Genomic DNA, 18,079 nt, shown 5'->3' on the forward strand with positions numbered 1-18,079 from the left:
TACAGCTATTCTTTTTTATCCCTGTAGGAATCAAAAAATTTTCTCAGGTTCAGCAATGACTTCACCAGTATCTTCTGCTGCTCTTCATCCAGGTCCTTCATCAGAGCCTGAATCATTCCGTCATGGAATTTCATATGGTGGGTGTTTGCCTTTTCTCCCTTTTCTGTCAGGGATATGAGCACTACCCGACGGTCCTCCTCACTTCTGACTCGGTTTACATATCCTTTTTTCACCAGGCTGTTTATGGCGATCGTCAGGGTTCCCACGGTCACGGACAGGGTCTTTGCCACGGATGACATGTTTCGGGGACTCTTTACTCCGATCGCTTCTAAAATGTGCATGTCGTTTACGGAAATATCTTTGAATTCAGAAGTAATAAGGGCCTTCTCTTCTATGTCCATGATTTCCTGGAAGAGATTGACCAGGACGTCATGAAAGACTTCGTAAGGTTCCACTTTATCACTCCTTTTTTGTGTTTGATTCTATTATATATGATTTATTTATATAAAACAATCAAAATTTTTGATAATCAAAAGAAATGTATGTGAAAGGAGGTGGACGCATACAGCAGGGGAAAGGGGTGGGGAAAGATTCATCCGACGTTCCGCTGGTGGGCAGCTAACCTGCTGGCATTCACTAAATTCGTCGGCATTGGCCTCCTCATTAAGTGACTGCCGCAGGTGGATCTGCCCGCCGCTCCACTTAACCTACTGAATCCTTCCCCACCCCTTTCCTCTGCTGCATGCTGGTTTTCTAAGCAAAAGGCATACGGGCTGCGCCTGCGGCGGACGCACTTATTGTGAAGAATATGGTCCTTTAACTTTTGCAGCGATGCGGCAGACTGCGGGTTTTGCAGTCTGTGTGCATACTTTTGGTGCTATGGAGCCGAAAAGCTGAATAGGAATGTGCTGAATACTTTGTCAATCTGCAAGGCGGGAGAGGGAAGAGGAATAGTTCCTCCGCTGACTAATGGCAACATGGCAGATGACAGAATAGGCGATGCCGAAACTATGATTTCGGGGCGGATGGAACACTGGGGTGTATGTGAAAGTTGTTTTTGGTAAGCTGTGCGTCACACCTTCCGTTTGCGAAAACCAGGAAAAAGCAGCGGTCTTTGGGGAGACTTGCATTGGGTTCTGCTCGAGGCTCCAGAACCCAATGCAAGTCTCCCCAAAGACCGCTGCTTTTTCCGTCCCTTTTCCCCACCTGTTCGCTGTATTACTAGCTGATGACAATGATGTTTTTGCAGCCTGTAAAGGCTTCCGGGGGATGCTGGTCGGTTAGGACATCTGCGGAATCAAAGGGGGCAAAGGTGACGGAGCTGATGTTTCCGAACTTTGCGGTGTCTGCCAGGATGTAGCGTTTTGCGGATTGTTCCAGGGCTGTCTTTTTTACCAGGGCTTCATTGCAGTCAGGGGTTGTGTAGCCTGATTTTCTGCTGACTCCGTTTGTTCCGAAAAAGCCTTTGGTGAAATGGAAGCTTTGGAGACTTAGGATCGCCTGATTTCCCACCACTGCCTCTGTGGTTCCCTTCAGCTCTCCGCCAATCAAAAGGACACGGAAATCCAGGGCTGCCAGGCGCTGGGCATGGGATACTGCGTTTGTCACGAAGGTTGCGGTTCGCTCTGTGACATATTCTATCATGTATCCTGTGGTTGTCCCTGCATCCAGATAGATAAAATCATCCGGTACGATTAGGGAAGCGGCATAGCGGGCGATGGCCTGCTTTTCTTCCTTGTTGACCCCCACCTTCTGGGCCACGGAAGGCTCTGCGGCCGTAAAGGCCGCGTCTGCAGACACAGCGCCGCCAAAAACCTTTACCAGCTTTCCGGCACGGTCAAGGGCTGTAAGGTCACGGCGGATCGTAGACTCTGAGGTGTTCAGCATCTCCTTTATCTCCGTGACCGTGATGCTTTTCTTCTCATCCAGAAGTTTCAGTATTTCTTCATAACGTTTCTCAGTCAGCATTTTTCTTCCTCTTGTATTCTTCTACATCTGTCTCCAGAATGATCCTGCGGATCGGGAGGATACGTCCGGGTGAAACGGAAAGCTCATCTACCCCCATGGCCAAAAACTCTCTGGTAAGGCCTAAGTCAGCTCCCAGCTCCCCGCAGATTCCCGCCCAGATTCCTGCTCTGTGGGCATTTTCCACGGTCATCCGGATCATGGCCAGGACTGCAGGGTGATGGGGGTCATAAAACGCATCCAGCTTTGGATTTTGACGGTCAACTGCCAGGGTGTACTGGGTCAGGTCATTAGTACCGATGCTGAAAAAGTCCACCTCCTCAGCCAGGTCTGCGCTTATCATGACCGCAGCGGGAGTCTCGATCATGATGCCCTGCTCAGGTATCCTGTACTCCATGCCCTGCTCTTCCAGCTCTGCTTTCACCTCTCCCACAATATCCTTAATCTTCTTTATCTCCCAAAGGCTTGTTATCATGGGATACATAACCGCCAGATTTCCATACACAGCCGCACGGAACAAGGCTCGTAACTGTGTCTTAAATACCTGGGGGCGGGTCAGACAGATTCGGATGGCACGATAGCCCAGTGCAGGGTTTTCCTCTTCATCCATTTCAAAATAACCGCACTTTTTGTCAGCACCGATATCCAGAGTGCGGATGATAACACGTTTTCCTGCCATGGTCTCGGCAACCGTTTTGTATATCTTAAACTGTTCCTCCTCTGTGGGGTAATCCTCTTTCTCAAGATAGAGGAATTCGCTTCTGAATAGCCCGATTCCGCCGGCGTCATTCTGTACAACAGTGGCCAGATCTTTTATATTTCCAATATTAGCATATAGCATCACTTTTTTACCGTCAAGCGTTATATTCTCTTTTCCTTTTAACTGCTGAAGAAGTTCTTTTTTCTCCTCTTCCTCCTGCTGCCGCCTCTGCATTTCTGACAGGGTTTTACGGTCAGGGTCCACATAGATCATACCGTTTGCACCATCTACTACAGCCAGTTTTCCATCCACCTGATCATCCAGGGGAATGCTGGTTCCGATGAGGGCAGGGATTCCCATGGTTCGGGCCAGGATAGCTGTGTGGGAGTTTACCGAGCCGTGGACCGTGACAAAAGAGAGGACTTTATCCTTATCAAGCTGAACAGTCTCAGAAGGGGCCAGATCATCAGCAAGGATAATAACCGGTTCCTCCGTATTCACCGTACTTTTGGAGCTTCCCCCAAGGATTGCCAGGATACGCTCTGAGATGTCCTTCACATCAGCGGCGCGTTCCCTCATGTAATCATCCTCCATAGATGCAAACATCTGGGAAAAATTGTCGCCGGTTGCGGCAACAGCATACTCTGCATTCACCTTCTGTGTCCTGATCATATTCTCAATGGATTCCCTGTAGTCGTCATCCTCAAGCATCATCTGATGAATCTCAAAAATAGCTGCGTTTGCCTCTCCAACCTCTTTTACTGCCTTATCATACAGATCTTTAAGCTGACTCACAGCAGTCTCCTTTGCCTGTGTGTAGCGCTGCATTTCCCCGTCTGTATCCTCTGTCTTTACACGCTTTACCTGCTGCTCACCTTTTTGGTAAACACAGATCCTTCCGATGGCAATACCGCCAAATACACTTTTTCCTCTATATTCCTTCATCCCTGTTCTCCTTTCTTCCCAAAACAATAGTGGGAATAACTATATAGACACGTTTAGGTTTTAAAAAAAGCTGCCGCAGCTTTTCTCTGCAGCAGCTTTTTGCCTACTCAAACACTTTTCTATTCCGAATTACAGATTTTCCTGCATAAATTTGCTGACTGCTGCAAATGCTTCCTCTTCGTCCTCCCCCTCAAATGTCAGGGTTACCTCCTGCCCCTTTTTCACACCAAGGCCCATAATGCCAAAAATCCGCTTGCAGTCTCCTTCTTTTCCATCCTTTGCAAGCTTGATGCTGCTGGCAAATCCTTTTGCCACTTTAACTAACTCCCCTGCAGGGCGTGCATGGATACCTTCCGGATCTGTGATAGTGTAATTAAATTCTTTCATAGTATTTCTCTCCTTTTGTGATGTTTTTATTCTTTTACGAGGCTGTTCCGCGCGCCCACAGTTATGGGCCGAAATTCATGGGAAACCGTCACTCTTCTACTTTCTTTTTTAAAACTCCCAGCAGTCCCGCGGATACCAGGGTTCCGATCACAAGTGCTGCCAGATACATCAGAGCATTGCCCACAACAGGGAAGACAAAGATTCCACCGTGGGGTGCCATCAGTGTACAGTTAAAGAGCATGCTCAGCGCACCGGCAACACCGGAGCCGATCATACACGCGGGGATCACGTGAAGAGGATCTGATGCCGCAAAGGGAATTGCCCCTTCGGTGATGAATGCCAGACCCATGATAAAGTTGGTAGGGCCTGCTTCCCTCTGTTCTTTTGTAAATTTATTCTTAAACAACAGTGTAGCCAGGGCAATGGCACAGGGAGGTGTCATACCGCCGATCATAACCGCTGCCATGATACCGTAATTGCCTGCGGCAATAGATGCTGTTCCGAATACATAGGCTGCCTTGTTGAACGGGCCACCCATATCAATTGCCATCATGGCTCCTAAAATCAATCCTAAAACAATCTTACTGGAGCCGCCCATGCTTGTCAATCCATTGTTCAGGGAGGTGTTGATAAAGCCCATGACAGGTTCCACCACAAATGTCATAAGTAGTCCCATGACTAGGATACCCACCACCGGATAGATCAGTACCGGCGCGATCTTCTCAATGGCCTGGGGAAGCTTATCGCACAGCTTGCGGAGAAGCCTGATAAGATAACCTGCCGCAAATCCGGCCGCCAATGCTCCCAGAAAACCGGACTGTCCCTGGGATGCGATCATGCCGCCCACAAAACCGACTGCAAGAGCCGGCCTGTCACCGATGGCCATGGCAATGAAGCCTGCCAGAACCGGAAGCATAAACGCAAATGCTGTGCCGCCGATACTCTTAAACAGAGCCGCCACCGGTGTGATAGTACCGAAATCCGCCCTCTGGTCCATGGGCAGGGAATTCATATCCACACTGAAACCGTCGATCAAAAACGCAATGGCAATGAGGATACCGCCGCCCACCACAAAGGGGAGCATGTGAGATACACCATTCATGAGCTGGGTATAGATCTGATGGCCCACGCTACCGCCGCTCTTTGTCTGAGAGCTTTTCTGCACTGCCCCGGACGCGTGATATACAGGCGCATCCCCATTGACAGCTCTTTCCAGCAGTGCGTCTGCCTTGCTGATTCCGTCAGAGACCTGACACTCGATCACCTTCTTACCGTCAAAGCGGTCCATGGGAACTTGTGCGTCCGCTGCCACAATGATACAGTCTGCTTCCTGGATCTCCTTATCCGTCAGCACATTTTTTGCACCGCCCGATCCCCTTGTCTCTACTTTTACGAAACATCCCTTTGCCTTGGCAGCCTTTTCAATACCCTCAGCGGCCATATAGGTGTGAGCAATACCTGTAGGGCAGGATGTGACAGCAAGGATCTTCGCCTGTCCTTTCTGTTCCTCTGCCGGTTCCGCCAGGCGCTGGTCAATATCGGGCTTCTCATCATCTGCTTTATCTATAATCTCCAGGAATTCATCCGGAGATTTTGCATTTCGCAGGGAGTCGGAAAATTCTTCATCCATCATAAGAACGGAAAGCTTACTGAGCACATCCAGATGTACATTGTCTTCTGTATTCGGTGCGGCGATCAGGAAGATCAGAGTGACCGGTTCACCGTCCAGTGCATCAAAATCAACTCCATCCTTCACAACCATTGCCGCAAGGCCCGGTCTGTCAACTGCATCGCACTTTCCGTGGGGAATTGCGATCCCCTCCCCGATTCCTGTGGTGCTCTCCTCTTCTCTGGCGTAGACCTGCTTTCTGTAGGCCTCCTCGTCATTGATCTTCCCGCTCTCTGCCATCAGAGCAACTACCTGATCAAGTGCCTCCTCCTTGCTCTTAGGCGCACCGTTCAGGGAAATACTCCTCTTATCCAGTAAATCCGTTATTCTCATACCTGTTTCCTTCCTTTATATGGTTTCATAGACAGCTTCTACTTCTTCGCGTTTCGCCAGATATTCTGAGAATGCGCTGGCGCTTCCCGCTGCGATCCCCATACGAAATGCGTGGATATAATCTTTCTTTTCCATCCATCCGGCCAAAAATCCGGCTACCATGGAGTCCCCTGCTCCCACTGCATTTACCAGTTTTCCTTTCGGAGCCGGTGCCATATGGCAGCTTCCATCCTCTGCTGCCAGCACAGCCCCTTCTCCTGCCATGGAGACCAGCACATTACGCGCCCCCTTCTCCTGCAGCTTTCTGGCGTAAGGGAGGACTTCCTCCCTGGTTTTGATCTCTGTGTCAAATATCTCTCCCAGCTCATGGTTATTGGGTTTTATCAGAAATGGGTGGTACTCCAGTACATTGACCAGCAAATCCCTGGTGGCGTCCACCACGATCATAATGCCTTTTCCCAAAAGACGTTTCATAATGTTCCTGTAAATGTTGTCCGGCATGGATGACGGAATACTGCCTGCAAGAACAAGTACATCGCCTTCTTTCAGGCCATCCAGCCGTCCAAGCAGTTCCTCCACCTTTTCTTTTCCTATATCCGGTCCCTGCCCGTTGATCTCTGTACCGTCAATAGACTTCAGCTTCACATTGATCCTGGAGACTCCTTTCTGTATTGGAATGAAATCTGCCTTCACGCCAATCTCCTCCACTTTCCGGCGGATCTCATCGCCGGTGAATCCGGCGGTAAATCCCAGTGCTGTATTCTCAATCCCCAGATTCATAAGCACTGTGGATACGTTGATACCCTTGCCGCCCGGAAGCAGCAGTTCGGAATCTGTTCTGTTTGTCATACCAAGCTGAAAATCCTTGACGGAAACGATATAATCCAGTGACGGATTGAATGTGACCGTGTAAATCATATGGCTTCCCTCCTGTCCGGTTATCCCGGTTGTCTCTGTTTCTTAACTATCTGTATTATACAACCATATTCGTTCAAATTCAATCAAATTAATTCACGAAAATGGCGATTTATTTTGGTGCAATATGCACAGTTTTGATTGTTTTGAATTCGTTTTTAGGGTTTTTAATTATATCCGGTCAATTTCGATCACTCACACTTTTTACTGCCATAGCAAAACAGAAAAAGCCGAAGTCAAAAAGATATCTGTCTTTAATATCTTCTTTCTTCGGCTTTCCTATACCATATAATTACATTTCATTTCTATTCATGTCTTATCCGGCAGTTCTCTGAATCCTTTCTTCCCTGAAAAGCTTCTCCGCAATTTCCACATCAGAATCACCCGGACGGCTTTGTATCAGATCCGCAGTCTTCTTAACATACAGGTCATCTAATTCCAGTACCTCGGCAATTTCCATCACTGCATAGCCTTTCTTTAATTTCTTTCTTATACACCGGATCAGCTCCGCTCTGCCCTCCGCAACGCCTTTCGCTATTCCCGTCTCAACACCTTCATCATAAAACAGCTTTTCCACTTTATTCATCCCGATCACCTCCTTTATCCGCTTTGCATATTCCTTATCTAAAATCTTATCCGCAAAAGTCAGAATTCCGGCCAAAGCCTGCATGCGCTGTTCTTCATCCTGTATCTCCTGCGCCAGCCTTACTGTTTCCTCCACCAATGCCCGCTTTTCTTCTTTTCCTTTCACGGTGAGCGGCAGAACGATCATTTCCAACATCTCATCATCATTTAAAGTTTCTTTATTTTCCACTTTGTACTGAATTTTACTATATACTTTTTCCGTCTCCATACGCAGGAGGTACACAGGTTCTATTTTCAACTGCATACACCCCACATCCAGAATATTGGGATCTATATCGCTTATATCCGCTGAAAAAATAATGATCAAATGGATAACAGGCAGTCTTTTCCTGCCTCTTTCCGAATTCCGGCCGCCTTCCTGTCTGACAAAACGCTTCAATATCCTGGCTATGTAGTTCACGTATTTCACAATATCGTGGATCCCGAAGGTACTCTCATAGTCGATCAGCGCAAAAGAGCTGTCCTCAAGGATAAACAAATTGTCCATCCTTAACTCATTGACTTCTATAGCCGGAAGGTTTGTGGGCCTGGTATCTTTGATCCTTATATGCGGCAGGCCGTATACAGTCAGGTCTTTATTTTTCAGTGCATCGCCAAAATACTTAAGTGCAATATCTTTATTTTGATATGCAATGTCACTCATACATTCCTCCTTTTATTATATCTTTTTAAAATGGGAATTACAATACAAAAAGACAGACTCCGTCAAAAGTCTGTTGTTGTTTACTCTATGACCGGTAACCACCAACTTTCTTCTATGGATTTGTTAAAAATGGATAACCGCAGATACTGCGCAGATATAGAAAGCAGAACGCCTTCGATTTTGAATATGTTCATAGGGTAACAGAACCGGATGATTCTGTCAAGTTGATTTCCAAAAAAGCGCCCGGATAGACCGGGCGCAAATCCGCCAAACCAAATGTTTTGATGTTTGATTCTTTGAATTATTTCGTCATTTCTCCGTAGCACTCTTTTCCCGGAGCTAAAGCGTTGGCTTCGTCTGTATCAATATGTGCTGCTGTTGCATAAGAAGCGCTTACACGGACAATTACATCACCGAATGTAAGAGATCTTCCGTTGGGAGACTCGATATCCAGTTTTACAATGTCTTTATCTTTTACGCCTGCCTTCTCAGCATCTTCCGGAGTCATATGTACGTGACGTTTTGCGGCGATAACACCTTCTGTCAGTTCCACTTCGCCTTCCGGTCCCACTAACTTACATGCACCTGTGCCTGCGATATCGCCGGACTCACGGATAGGAGCTGCTACACCAAGGCTTCTTGCATCTGTCAGGGACACTTCAACCTGAGTATCTTTTCTTACAGGTCCTAAAACAGACATTTTCAGGCTGCCCTTGGTGCCGATCACTTCAACTTTTTCTTCACAGGCAAACTGTCCTGGCTGGCTCAGCATTTTTTTTACAGTCAGTTCATGTCCTTTTCCAAACAGGATCTCCAGATGTTCCTGGGATAAATGTAAATGTCTTGCAGATGTTTCAACTAATACTTTCATTTCATATCCTCCACACAATTTTTAATGAACTTCAATCACATTCTGAATTTATATAAACCCAGAAATAAATTCAGAATCACACAGCAGCCTTATTTCTGCTGCAATCATCATTCTCTATTTATTATTATAGCTTTTTTTAAAGGCTTGTCAACGCATCGGTGGGGATTCTTTTGGTACTTTTTGCATTTTTCACGGTACATGGAATTAAGTATGCCACCTTCAAAAAACTATCCGCAGTTATTCCTCCATGCTGCTTTTGGGCAGTTTCTTTTTTAAATAATCATACTCAGCCATAATACTTCTTGTGATCTCATCCTCCCCGAACCGGTTGTCCGGCTGGTATATCTTCAGCAGTGCCCAGGCACGCCTCTTTAATTCCTCCTGGGTGCGGATTCCCTTAAAGTAATGTATCTTCCGCTCGCTCTCACCAACTGTGGAATTTCTCACACTGTTGTAGACTTTATTGCTGTCCCAGTCGTAATCCGCCCATTTGTAACCTGTCTTTTTGTGGTCAATATGTACACTCTCCAGAGCGGCTTTATAGAACTTCATGATCCAGCTGCATATCCCCTCCAGGACCACCATTACAGCACCTACACCGGCCCCCGGCACATATGCCAGAACCGCTGCCACGAAAACACTGATAATGATCGCGGCGATTCCCGGCCCCCGGCCCTGCATCTGCAGAGCAATCTGCGTAACTATGCCGATAGTCAGCACTACGGCTGCCAGTATACACACAAATGTCACCACAGCCCCGCAGACCTTTAAAAAAAACTGAAAACACCTTGCCAGTAAAAATACACATAAAAACACAGGTGCTGCTATCACTTTCCCAATCGTTTTCAAAATCTTCATCTCTTTATCCCTTAATCGTTCTCCCACAAGCCGGACACATTCCGACATATAAAAGCTTTTATCCTGCAGAAAGTAATCCTTAAATACACTTTAGTTTAACACAATCTTCCAACAGAAGAAAGAGAAACATAAAAATAACGGCCGGCGGGGAATCCCCCGCTGGGCCGTCTCATATAAAAACTCTATTTGTTCTGATGGAAAATTACCCCAACGTCTTAAAATGCCACACCCATTTTCACACTGCTGGCAGGATTGTTGTCAATACTCATATAAGTCTCTGCCGCCTTGTCCACGGGTACCACCGGGTCAACAATATTTTCACATTTCAGCAGTCCTTTTGCCAGCATGTCCCAACAGGTATCACAAATCCTTTCAAAACTCCATCTGGGGTATTCTCGGTTTGGTTCACTGCATGCTCTGGATATAATGATATTGGGCTGGTTAAAGTGAGCCTCCCTGCCCAGATTCAAACCGCCCTGACATTCATGATACCATCCCACGACTGCCACATTTCCATTATATGCCACACCTCTGACAGCCTGTTGGAGCGCATAATAGTTTCCGCTGGTCTCTATCACCACATCGGCTCCGCGTTTTCCGGTGGCCTTCTTGATCTCAAGTCCAACATCCACAGAAGCGGAATCAAGAGCCAGATCCGCACCGTTTTCCAGAGCCACATTCCGGCGTTTTTCGATGGGGTCGCACACAATAACCTTTGCCGCTCCTGCCAGCCTTGCAAACTGTGCCGCAAGCAGGCCGATGGCTCCCAGACCTGAGATCACCACATTATCTCCGACTCTCACCTGACCGTCGCGAATCCCCCCCAGCGCAAACTGTGCCGGATCATAACACACAGCTTCCTTCCAGGTCATACGCTCAGGCATTTTAAAGGCTTCCTCAGCTTTTAGGGTATGGGTACTTTTCAGAGGACCATAGCCGGCGATCCGTTCTCCGATCTCAAACCCGCTGACTTCATTTCCCATCTCAGTGATACGACCGATCCACATATTACCTGGCCGCATAAAGAATGGTTTCTCCGCCGCCTCCCTGCTCTCTCTGAACAAAAGATACTCTTCATCAAAAACATTTTCCAGAAACGGGTCCTCCCCGCGAAAGTGAGTAAACTCTGTTCCGTGTTTAGCTGCGGCAAAATCCACCTCTGCTCTGATTTCATTCTCCTTTACCGGAACATCTTCATATTCCCTCAGGAATGCCTTTCTTGGTTCTGTTGAAACAATCTCTTTACCTGCCATTTTACCTTCTCCTTTAAATACTGAATTATGATAACGGTTCCGCATGTCTGCTAATTTACGGCACAATGCACGCGCCGTTTTTTGATGACGATTCCACCACTGCGCTTACCAGACGCAGGCCCTTCAGCCCCTCTAAAACCCCTGCCGTGTTTCCTCTCCTGCCCCGTATGGTTTCTATAAAACAGCAGTCCTCCAGGTATGTGGCGTCCGCATCCTCCGAAACTGTTTCTGTACGGGGTTCTTCCTCATCTGTAAAGGTGAAGACAGCATGGTTATGGTCACTGAAATCTGCAGTCATATGCTGACAGATAACCCGGAACCTGCCGTTCCATTGCTCCTTCACAGCACAATTGGAGCCACATACGGAACCCAGGGAGCCGTTTTTAAAATGTATGCTGCAGACACTGGTGTCCTCGATGGTATACCCCTCCACATCCTGATGGCAGAGATTGGCAATATGTCCGTTCACACAGTCAGCATCCCCCATCAGATAAAGTGCCATATCATACAGGTGGATCACCTGCTCAAAAACCTGTCCGCCGCATTTTGTAATATCACGCCACCAGGGACCGTGCAGGCTGTTGCACTCATAATCTGCCATATAAAGTGTAGGCCTTCCGGCAGTTCCATTGTCCAGATATTCCTTAAATTTTCTGACGGCGCTTCCAAATCTCATATGGTATCCCACTTGGGAGACAATATGATTTCGCTCCACTGCCTCTGCCATGGATTTTCCTCTCTCCACACTGAGGGCCACGGGCTTTTCAATGAACACGTGGATCCCCTTGTCCGCTGCCGCTTCAAGCTGTCCGCTATGGGCAAAGGGCGGCAGGCAGATATATAGGGCGTCAAGTTCTGCCTCCTCTATCATACGAAACCCGTCATCGTACACGCCGCAGTCCAGATGGTTCTCACGTGCAAACGCCCTGGCATCCTCTTCCGGCCAGGAACACAGCCCTGCAATCTCCACATTTTCCATTTTCATCATGCTGCGCGCATGCGCTTTTCCCATATTTCCCATGCCCAGCACGCCTACTCTCAACACTTTCTCCATGTAACTGTTCTCCTTATTTTTATATGCCCTCTGTATTTTTGTAACAGTTCAGCCTTCCACTATCCCGCGAGGTGTTGCCTTGCATTTGCAAGGCAATCCCGAGACAGTCACGCGTCAGACTGCGTTTTTTGCAGTCTGTATGCATGCTTTTGTTGCTATGAAGCCGTAAGGCTGAATAGTAACGTATTTTTACCTGTATTTCGGCATCCACGAACCATGTGCCTCCAGCATCTCGTCACACATTGCCTTAATATCATCCATAGACAGTTCTGCTGCTGTATGGGGATCCATCATGGCGGCCATATACAAATCTTCTTTTTTCCTGGACTTAGCCGCCTGAATGGTCAAAAGCTGCACATTAATATTGGTTCGGTTAATGGCAGCGCACTGCTCGGGAAGATTACCCACATAGCAGGGATGGATTCCGTCCCGGTCCACAAGACAGGGTACCTCCACACAGGCATTGGGCGGAAGATTTGGTATCAGGCCCGTATTCTGTACATTTCCGTGTACACGGTAGGGAATATCATTTTCCATGGCGTTTATGATAAAAGATGCAAATTCACGGCTCTTCTCATGCTTTATCTCTGCATTCTGAACCAGATCCTCCCGCATCTGTTTCCAGTCTCCGATCTGTTTAATACAGCGTTTCGGGTATTCGTCCAGAGGGATGTTGTACCGCTCAATGAGCTGCGGATATCTTTCCTTTATAAACCATGGGGTGTATTCTGCATTATGTTCGGATGACTCCGTTATGTAATAGCCAAATTTCAGCATCATCTCGTATCGTACTTTATCCCAGTCCCCGTCGTATACAGCCTCACCGCTGAGAAAAGCCGCCGCCCTCCTTTTAATCTCCGGATATAAATCATTTCCTCTGCCGTCCTGTACCTTTAAAAGCCACGCCTGATGGTTGATGCCCGCAATTTCCCATCTGGTTTCCGGAACCAGTTCCTCCATATCAAGTGCCTTGAAAAGCTGAGGAATACAGACCTGCACACTGTGGCACAGGCCAATAGAACGGATTGGGGTGTATGTCTGCAGATATCCTGTCAGCATAGCCATAGGATTGGAATAATTGATGAAGAGGGCGTCCGGGCATGCCTCCTGCATATCTGCTGCAAATTCCTCCAACACCGGTATAGTGCGCAGTGCCCTGAATATACCTCCTATCCCTAATGTATCCCCTATGGTCTGACGCAGTCCGTATTTTTTCGGAATCTCAAAGTCAGTGATCGTGCAAGGGTCATATCCCCCAACCTGAATGGCATTTACCACGTATTTTGCCCCTCTCAGAGCCTGTTTTCTGTCAGCATGAGCCTCAATCCTCACTTTACGTCCCGTATTTGAAGCTATGTTTTCCAGCATTTTTCTGGAATCCTCCAGCCGCACAGGATCAATGTCGTGCAGCGCAATCTCCAGATCCTTTATCTCCGGTGTCAGGATGCAGTCACCCAGCACACTTTTGGCAAATATTGTGCTGCCTGCTCCCATAAAAGCTATTCTTGGCATAAACTCCTCCTGTCTTCCACTCTTCTTTTTCCTCGCATCAGCTCTTCATTCCTGTTATTGTAATTCCCTCAATGATATATTTCTGTGCAAACAGGTAGACCGCCAGCACAGGGATCACTGCGATGGTGGACGCGGCCATGATCAGCGACCAGTCCACTGTGTATTTTCCTTTAAACATATTGAGCAGCAGGGGCACTGTATATTTTTCCTGGGAGTTCAAGAATATCAGAGGCGTATAGAAACTGTTCCAGTTCCACATGAATGAGAATATTCCCAGGGATGCCAGTGCCGGTTTCACAAGCGGAAGCACAATCCTGAAAAACATGGAGCCATAGTTTGCCCCGTCAATGATCCCGGCCTCCATCAATTCATCGGGCAGAGCCATAATAAACTGCCTGCACAGAAATACCCCCATAGGCATATAAGCCACTGTCATCAAAATAATGGACAAATGTGTGTCGATCAGATTAAGCTGACTGAAAATCAGGAACAGCGGAATGGAAATCACCGTATAAGGTACCATCATGACCGCAATAAATCCTCCAAACACTACATTTGAACCTCTAAACCTCAGCTTTCCCAAGGCATATCCCGCCATAGCGGAGGTGAGCACCTGTCCCGTTACATTGATGACCGCCAGTTTCAGGCTGTTCAGGTAAGCTTTATCAAAGGGCAGTGCTGTTATGGCTTTTCTGTAATTATCCCAGTGGAAAATCTTCGGTATCAGTTTCGGCGGATAGGCAAATGCCTCCTCAGACCCTTTCAGGGAAGTGGATATCATCCACAGAAACGGAAATAACGCAAGAACAGTCATTGCAATAAGCACCACCTGGACCAACAGGACATAAAACTTCTTTTTCACGCCAGCCCTTCTGCCTTTAGTGATTTTTTTCTTTCTGTCTTCCATCTTCTCACCTACTTTCCGTAATAGCAGCAGTTCAGACAAGCTGAACCATTACCCGTAATGAACCCATTTGTCAGACAGCTTGAACTGTATCACAGACACAGCCACTACTACAAAGAATAATATCAGCGCCGCTGTAGACGCCTTGCCCAACTCATAGCTCTTAAATGCTGTCTGATAGATATGAATGGCCATGGTATAAGTTTTCTTTGCCGGCCCCCCTGATGTCAGCAGGAACATCTGGTCAAAGACCTGGAAAGCATTGATCATTGTAGTGATGGTCACCAGTAATGTGGTTGGTGAGATAAGCGGAATCGTAATATTGAAAAACACCTGACGTTCATTTGCACCGTCAATCTTTGCCGCATCCACATAAGTCTTTGGAACATTCTGCAATCCCGCCAGAAAAAGCACAATATTATATCCCAGCCCCCACCAGATACTCATTACAATGACTGCCCCCATGGCCGTGGAGGGATCGCGCAGCCATTCCTTCCCCTCTATCCCCAAAAACCTCAATATCATGTTCAGAATTCCAAACTGCGGCTGGTAAATCCAGGACCATACCACCGCAATACCCACAGAGGTAACGATCTGGGGAAGGAAAAAAACTGCGCGGTAAAACATTTTTCCCCATGCCTTATTCAGAAGCATGGCAAGTCCCAGTGAAAGGGCAATGGAACATGGCACATAGATAACCGAATAGATAAGGGTATTCTTTATGGCAATAGCTGTGTCCGGATCTGTAAACACTGCCTTAAAATTCTGAAAGCCTGTAAATACCGGTGAGCTGAACCCGTTCCAATCAAAGAAACTCAGGACAAACGCGATCACAATGGGTATGATCCCAAGGCAGACCAGACTGATGAGCTGGGGAAGAATAAACACAATTCCCCATCTGTTTCTGGATTTTTCCAGTTTACTTTTCTTCATATGTCCATCCCTTCCGCACATACCTTATCATTTCTGTAGTTCATCGTTTACTGTCTGTACCATATTGGTCAGAGTCTGCTCCACATCCTGTTCTCCCACAAGCAGTTTTTCCACTTCGCCTGTGATGGAATCTGTCATGCCCGGATGAAGTGCCTCTGCTTTCGGATACACCAGTGCAATATCCACAGCATCCAGGAAATTCTGTGCATGCTCCGGAGTTCCTGTCAATACGATCTCGTCCAGTCCGTCAACGGTGGGAACTGCGTTTCCTTGGCCTTCCATCCTGATCTTCTGTCCCTGCTCTCCGCAGTAGAAGGATACAAACTCCCACACCGCATCGGGATCAGATGTCTTCTTGTTTATAACCAGGGGTGTTGCGGGCATGGCACAGACTGCCTGAGACGGCTCCTCATAGTACGGGAACGGAGCCACATCATATTCAAAGCTCAAATCTGTAAAATCAGCCACGTACCAGCGCCCTGCGTACAGCATCCCGGCCTGGCCTGAGACAAAAAGCGTATCCGGTGACTCTCCGCTTGTCAGGGATCCTGCAAAAGTAAAAGCCTTTGACTTGATATTACTGTCCAGATAAGTCAGACCGGCTCTGGCCCGTTCAGAACCGAATTCCGCTTTTGTCATGTCATCTGAATAGATCGGTTTATCTGCGGAAAAAAGGAAGGAATAGAGAGGCCCCCACCAGTTCTCATAGACGAATCCCACCTTTGATGCATCCCTAAGCTGTTCCGACACATGCTGGAGCGCCTCAAAATTCCATTTCCCCTCATCCGCATATTCCTGGGGCGTCTTTATGTTCAGCTCCTTGAATAAATCCGCATTGTAATAAATCACCATAGGGTTGCAGTCCACCGGAACTCCTGTGACTTTATCCTGAAATGTATAATTTTCCAGTAAATTTTCCGGTACATCCCCTCTCTTTAAATTAGAATCATCTTCGTCCAAATATTTGGAAATATCCAGAAGCATATCGGATTTGTTCAATTCTCCATAGGATGCCTCCTCCGAATAAAAACAGTCCGGTGCTTCCTTTGACTTGAGCTGTGTCATGATCTTTTCGTTGTAGTTATCCCCCGGTACTCCCACAAATGTCACTTCAACATCTTCGCTCTGTTCATTGAAGGCATCCACAGCCTTCTTATACTGCTCCAGCTCAGCTGCCGAACCCCCGACCATGAACCGCACGCTGTTCTTTCCATCGGCAGTCTTTCCCTTACTGCCGCTGCTCTGGCAGCCCCCAAGCACCAAAGCCCCTGCCAATCCTACTGCCAATGCTGCCGCTAACATTTTTCTTCTCAACATACCTTTTACCTCCTTAGGCAATACCTTCTCTGTTTTCCATGTTTCCATCAGCATTTCTTTATACTTCTCATTATAAAAGATTCCCCTCAAAACAGAATACCTTCTCTTGTCCTTATGATGGATTCATGTTGTTTTTTGTACATTTCAGTATTATACTGTAACTAATCAGCAGGCCAAAGCCACGAATGCGCAGAATGTACTGAACGTTTACATTATACTGTTCATAAAAGGGGGATTCATTATGAAAATTGAGGAATATTACGCATCAAAAACAAAGAGAGATGTAAATTTAAGATACTGCGGCTATGAAGAATGCGCATCCGATTTCCGCATGCCTCCCCACACCCGCTCGGAATACTTAATCCACTATATCACCCAGGGCCGGGGAACCTATATCTGTGAAGGCCGGACGTATCCCATCCGCCGGGGAGAACTGTTTATCATATACCCCTCACAGCTTGTCAGCTACCACACTTCACCAGAGGAGCCGCTGCATTTTTCCTGGATTGCCTTCACCGGAGACCATGCCGATACCCTCACGGACCAGCTGGGCTTTTCCCACAACGCCCCGGTTCATAAGCTACACCCCCAATACTCCATATCTGAAGACATTCAAACTCTGGCGGAACAACTGTCCTCTGCAGGCTTCTGCAATGACTTTACGATCCAGTCCCTTATATACTCCATTTTTTCTAATATTGCCCAGTCCTACAGTCTCTCAGGCAATTACCAGAAAGAGAGCCAGACCGTCCTCTTCGAGCATATAGGGAAGGCCAAATCCTATATAAAATCCAACTATATCTATCCCATTACCGTCCAGGACATTGTGGATCATGTAGGCCTGGAGCGCAGTTACTTCTCCAAGATATTCCACAAATTCACTGGAACCACAGCCCAGAACTACCTCCTGAACCTCCGCATCCAGCGCTCTAAACTTCTACTTGAACGTACAGACTACACAGTCCGGGAAATTTGTTCCTATGTGGGCATGAAAGACGAATACTACTTTTCCAGAGCATTCAAACGTTCTGTGGGCCTCTCCCCCACCCAATACCGCCGGGGAGATCCGCCTGCCCCAACAGCTTAATGTAGAAGTTCCTTTCCAAGAGTATAGTAAATGGGAGCAGGCCAGCTCCGTAACAGCGGAACGCTTCGCTCCCAGGCATCTCTCTCCT

General features: G+C 47.3%; 16 protein-coding genes. 1 reads left to right on the forward strand and 15 read right to left on the reverse strand.

Going from position 1 to position 18,079, the window contains the following annotated elements:
• Positions 1–5 precede the first annotated feature (5 nt).
• The 15 genes from BLCOC_RS25675 to BLCOC_RS25745 form a co-directional block, all read right to left on the reverse strand.
• Complete coding sequence (locus tag BLCOC_RS25675; RefSeq protein WP_018595513.1) at positions 6–455, reverse strand: MarR family winged helix-turn-helix transcriptional regulator; 450 nt, start codon at positions 453–455, stop codon at positions 6–8.
• A 766-nt stretch (positions 456–1,221) separates the two neighbouring features.
• Positions 1,222–1,968, reverse strand: a complete 747-nt coding sequence (locus BLCOC_RS25680; RefSeq protein ID WP_115623794.1) for a DeoR/GlpR family DNA-binding transcription regulator — start codon at positions 1,966–1,968, stop codon at positions 1,222–1,224.
• Positions 1,958–3,610 carry a phosphoenolpyruvate--protein phosphotransferase gene (gene ptsP / locus BLCOC_RS25685; RefSeq protein ID WP_115623795.1) on the reverse strand — a complete coding sequence of 551 codons (1,653 nt, stop codon included), beginning with the start codon at positions 3,608–3,610 and terminating at the stop codon, positions 1,958–1,960. Before ptsP ends, BLCOC_RS25680 begins: the two co-directional genes overlap by 11 nt.
• A gap of 129 nt (positions 3,611–3,739) precedes the next feature.
• Positions 3,740–3,997, reverse strand: coding sequence for an HPr family phosphocarrier protein (locus BLCOC_RS25690; protein ID WP_018595510.1), 258 nt, complete (start codon positions 3,995–3,997; stop codon positions 3,740–3,742).
• Between the two features lie 88 nt (positions 3,998–4,085).
• Positions 4,086–5,999, reverse strand: a complete 1,914-nt coding sequence (locus tag BLCOC_RS25695; protein ID WP_018595509.1) for a PTS fructose transporter subunit IIABC — start codon at positions 5,997–5,999, stop codon at positions 4,086–4,088.
• Positions 6,000–6,014: 15 nt separating this feature from the next.
• On the reverse strand, positions 6,015–6,917 hold the full coding sequence (pfkB, locus tag BLCOC_RS25700) for a 1-phosphofructokinase (protein ID WP_029471389.1): 903 nt from the start codon (positions 6,915–6,917) through the stop codon (positions 6,015–6,017).
• A 313-nt stretch (positions 6,918–7,230) separates the two neighbouring features.
• Positions 7,231–8,202 (reverse strand): hypothetical protein, encoded by a 972-nt coding sequence (locus BLCOC_RS25705; protein WP_115623796.1) that lies wholly within the window; start codon positions 8,200–8,202, stop codon positions 7,231–7,233.
• A gap of 301 nt (positions 8,203–8,503) precedes the next feature.
• Positions 8,504–9,073 carry a phosphate propanoyltransferase gene (pduL, locus tag BLCOC_RS25710; protein ID WP_029471391.1) on the reverse strand — a complete coding sequence of 190 codons (570 nt, stop codon included), beginning with the start codon at positions 9,071–9,073 and terminating at the stop codon, positions 8,504–8,506.
• 237 nt (positions 9,074–9,310) lie between these two features.
• Positions 9,311–9,931, reverse strand: coding sequence for a DUF2502 domain-containing protein (locus BLCOC_RS25715; protein WP_131918331.1), 621 nt, complete (start codon positions 9,929–9,931; stop codon positions 9,311–9,313).
• A 215-nt stretch (positions 9,932–10,146) separates the two neighbouring features.
• A complete protein-coding gene (locus tag BLCOC_RS25720; RefSeq protein WP_115623797.1) occupies positions 10,147–11,184 on the reverse strand; it encodes a zinc-dependent alcohol dehydrogenase in 1,038 nt (345 codons plus the stop codon).
• Between the two features lie 55 nt (positions 11,185–11,239).
• Positions 11,240–12,238 (reverse strand): Gfo/Idh/MocA family protein, encoded by a 999-nt coding sequence (locus tag BLCOC_RS25725; RefSeq protein ID WP_115623798.1) that lies wholly within the window; start codon positions 12,236–12,238, stop codon positions 11,240–11,242.
• Between the two features lie 189 nt (positions 12,239–12,427).
• On the reverse strand, positions 12,428–13,750 hold the full coding sequence (gene melA / locus BLCOC_RS25730) for an alpha-glucosidase/alpha-galactosidase (RefSeq protein WP_115623799.1): 1,323 nt from the start codon (positions 13,748–13,750) through the stop codon (positions 12,428–12,430).
• Between the two features lie 37 nt (positions 13,751–13,787).
• Positions 13,788–14,612, reverse strand: a complete 825-nt coding sequence (locus BLCOC_RS25735; RefSeq protein WP_207660198.1) for a carbohydrate ABC transporter permease — start codon at positions 14,610–14,612, stop codon at positions 13,788–13,790.
• A gap of 93 nt (positions 14,613–14,705) precedes the next feature.
• Positions 14,706–15,587, reverse strand: coding sequence for a carbohydrate ABC transporter permease (locus tag BLCOC_RS25740; protein WP_044954596.1), 882 nt, complete (start codon positions 15,585–15,587; stop codon positions 14,706–14,708).
• 27 nt (positions 15,588–15,614) lie between these two features.
• The gene (locus BLCOC_RS25745) at positions 15,615–16,904 is read right to left on the reverse strand and encodes an ABC transporter substrate-binding protein (RefSeq protein WP_165907230.1); all 1,290 of its coding nucleotides are present in this window, start codon (positions 16,902–16,904) and stop codon (positions 15,615–15,617) included.
• Positions 16,905–17,145: 241 nt separating this feature from the next.
• On the opposite strand from BLCOC_RS25745, the gene BLCOC_RS25750 reads away from it, so the two are divergent.
• Positions 17,146–17,991 (forward strand): AraC family transcriptional regulator, encoded by an 846-nt coding sequence (locus BLCOC_RS25750; RefSeq protein ID WP_029471399.1) that lies wholly within the window; start codon positions 17,146–17,148, stop codon positions 17,989–17,991.
• The last annotated feature ends 88 nt before the right edge of the window (positions 17,992–18,079 follow it).

Origin of the sequence: Blautia coccoides (genome assembly GCF_034355335.1) — a bacterium.
Taxonomy (GTDB): domain Bacteria; phylum Bacillota; class Clostridia; order Lachnospirales; family Lachnospiraceae; genus Blautia; species Blautia producta.

Bases quoted from the DNA above. Each gene is read 5' to 3' on its own strand.
- BLCOC_RS25715 (WP_131918331.1), bottom strand. From the start codon at position 9,931: ATGAAGATTTTGAAAACGATTGGGAAAGTGATAGCAGCACCTGTGTTT.
- pfkB (WP_029471389.1), bottom strand. From the start codon at position 6,917: ATGATTTACACGGTCACATTCAATCCGTCACTGGATTATATCGTTTCC.
- BLCOC_RS25680 (WP_115623794.1), bottom strand. From the start codon at position 1,968: ATGCTGACTGAGAAACGTTATGAAGAAATACTGAAACTTCTGGATGAG.
- BLCOC_RS25745 (WP_165907230.1), bottom strand. From the start codon at position 16,904: ATGTTGAGAAGAAAAATGTTAGCGGCAGCATTGGCAGTAGGATTGGCA.
- BLCOC_RS25740 (WP_044954596.1), bottom strand. From the start codon at position 15,587: ATGAAGAAAAGTAAACTGGAAAAATCCAGAAACAGATGGGGAATTGTG.
- BLCOC_RS25695 (WP_018595509.1), bottom strand. From the start codon at position 5,999: ATGAGAATAACGGATTTACTGGATAAGAGGAGTATTTCCCTGAACGGT.
- pduL (WP_029471391.1), bottom strand. From the start codon at position 9,073: ATGAAAGTATTAGTTGAAACATCTGCAAGACATTTACATTTATCCCAG.
- ptsP (WP_115623795.1), bottom strand. From the start codon at position 3,610: ATGAAGGAATATAGAGGAAAAAGTGTATTTGGCGGTATTGCCATCGGA.
- BLCOC_RS25705 (WP_115623796.1), bottom strand. From the start codon at position 8,202: ATGAGTGACATTGCATATCAAAATAAAGATATTGCACTTAAGTATTTT.
- BLCOC_RS25720 (WP_115623797.1), bottom strand. From the start codon at position 11,184: ATGGCAGGTAAAGAGATTGTTTCAACAGAACCAAGAAAGGCATTCCTG.
- BLCOC_RS25725 (WP_115623798.1), bottom strand. From the start codon at position 12,238: ATGGAGAAAGTGTTGAGAGTAGGCGTGCTGGGCATGGGAAATATGGGA.
- melA (WP_115623799.1), bottom strand. From the start codon at position 13,750: ATGCCAAGAATAGCTTTTATGGGAGCAGGCAGCACAATATTTGCCAAA.
- BLCOC_RS25690 (WP_018595510.1), bottom strand. From the start codon at position 3,997: ATGAAAGAATTTAATTACACTATCACAGATCCGGAAGGTATCCATGCA.
- BLCOC_RS25750 (WP_029471399.1), top strand. From the start codon at position 17,146: ATGAAAATTGAGGAATATTACGCATCAAAAACAAAGAGAGATGTAAAT.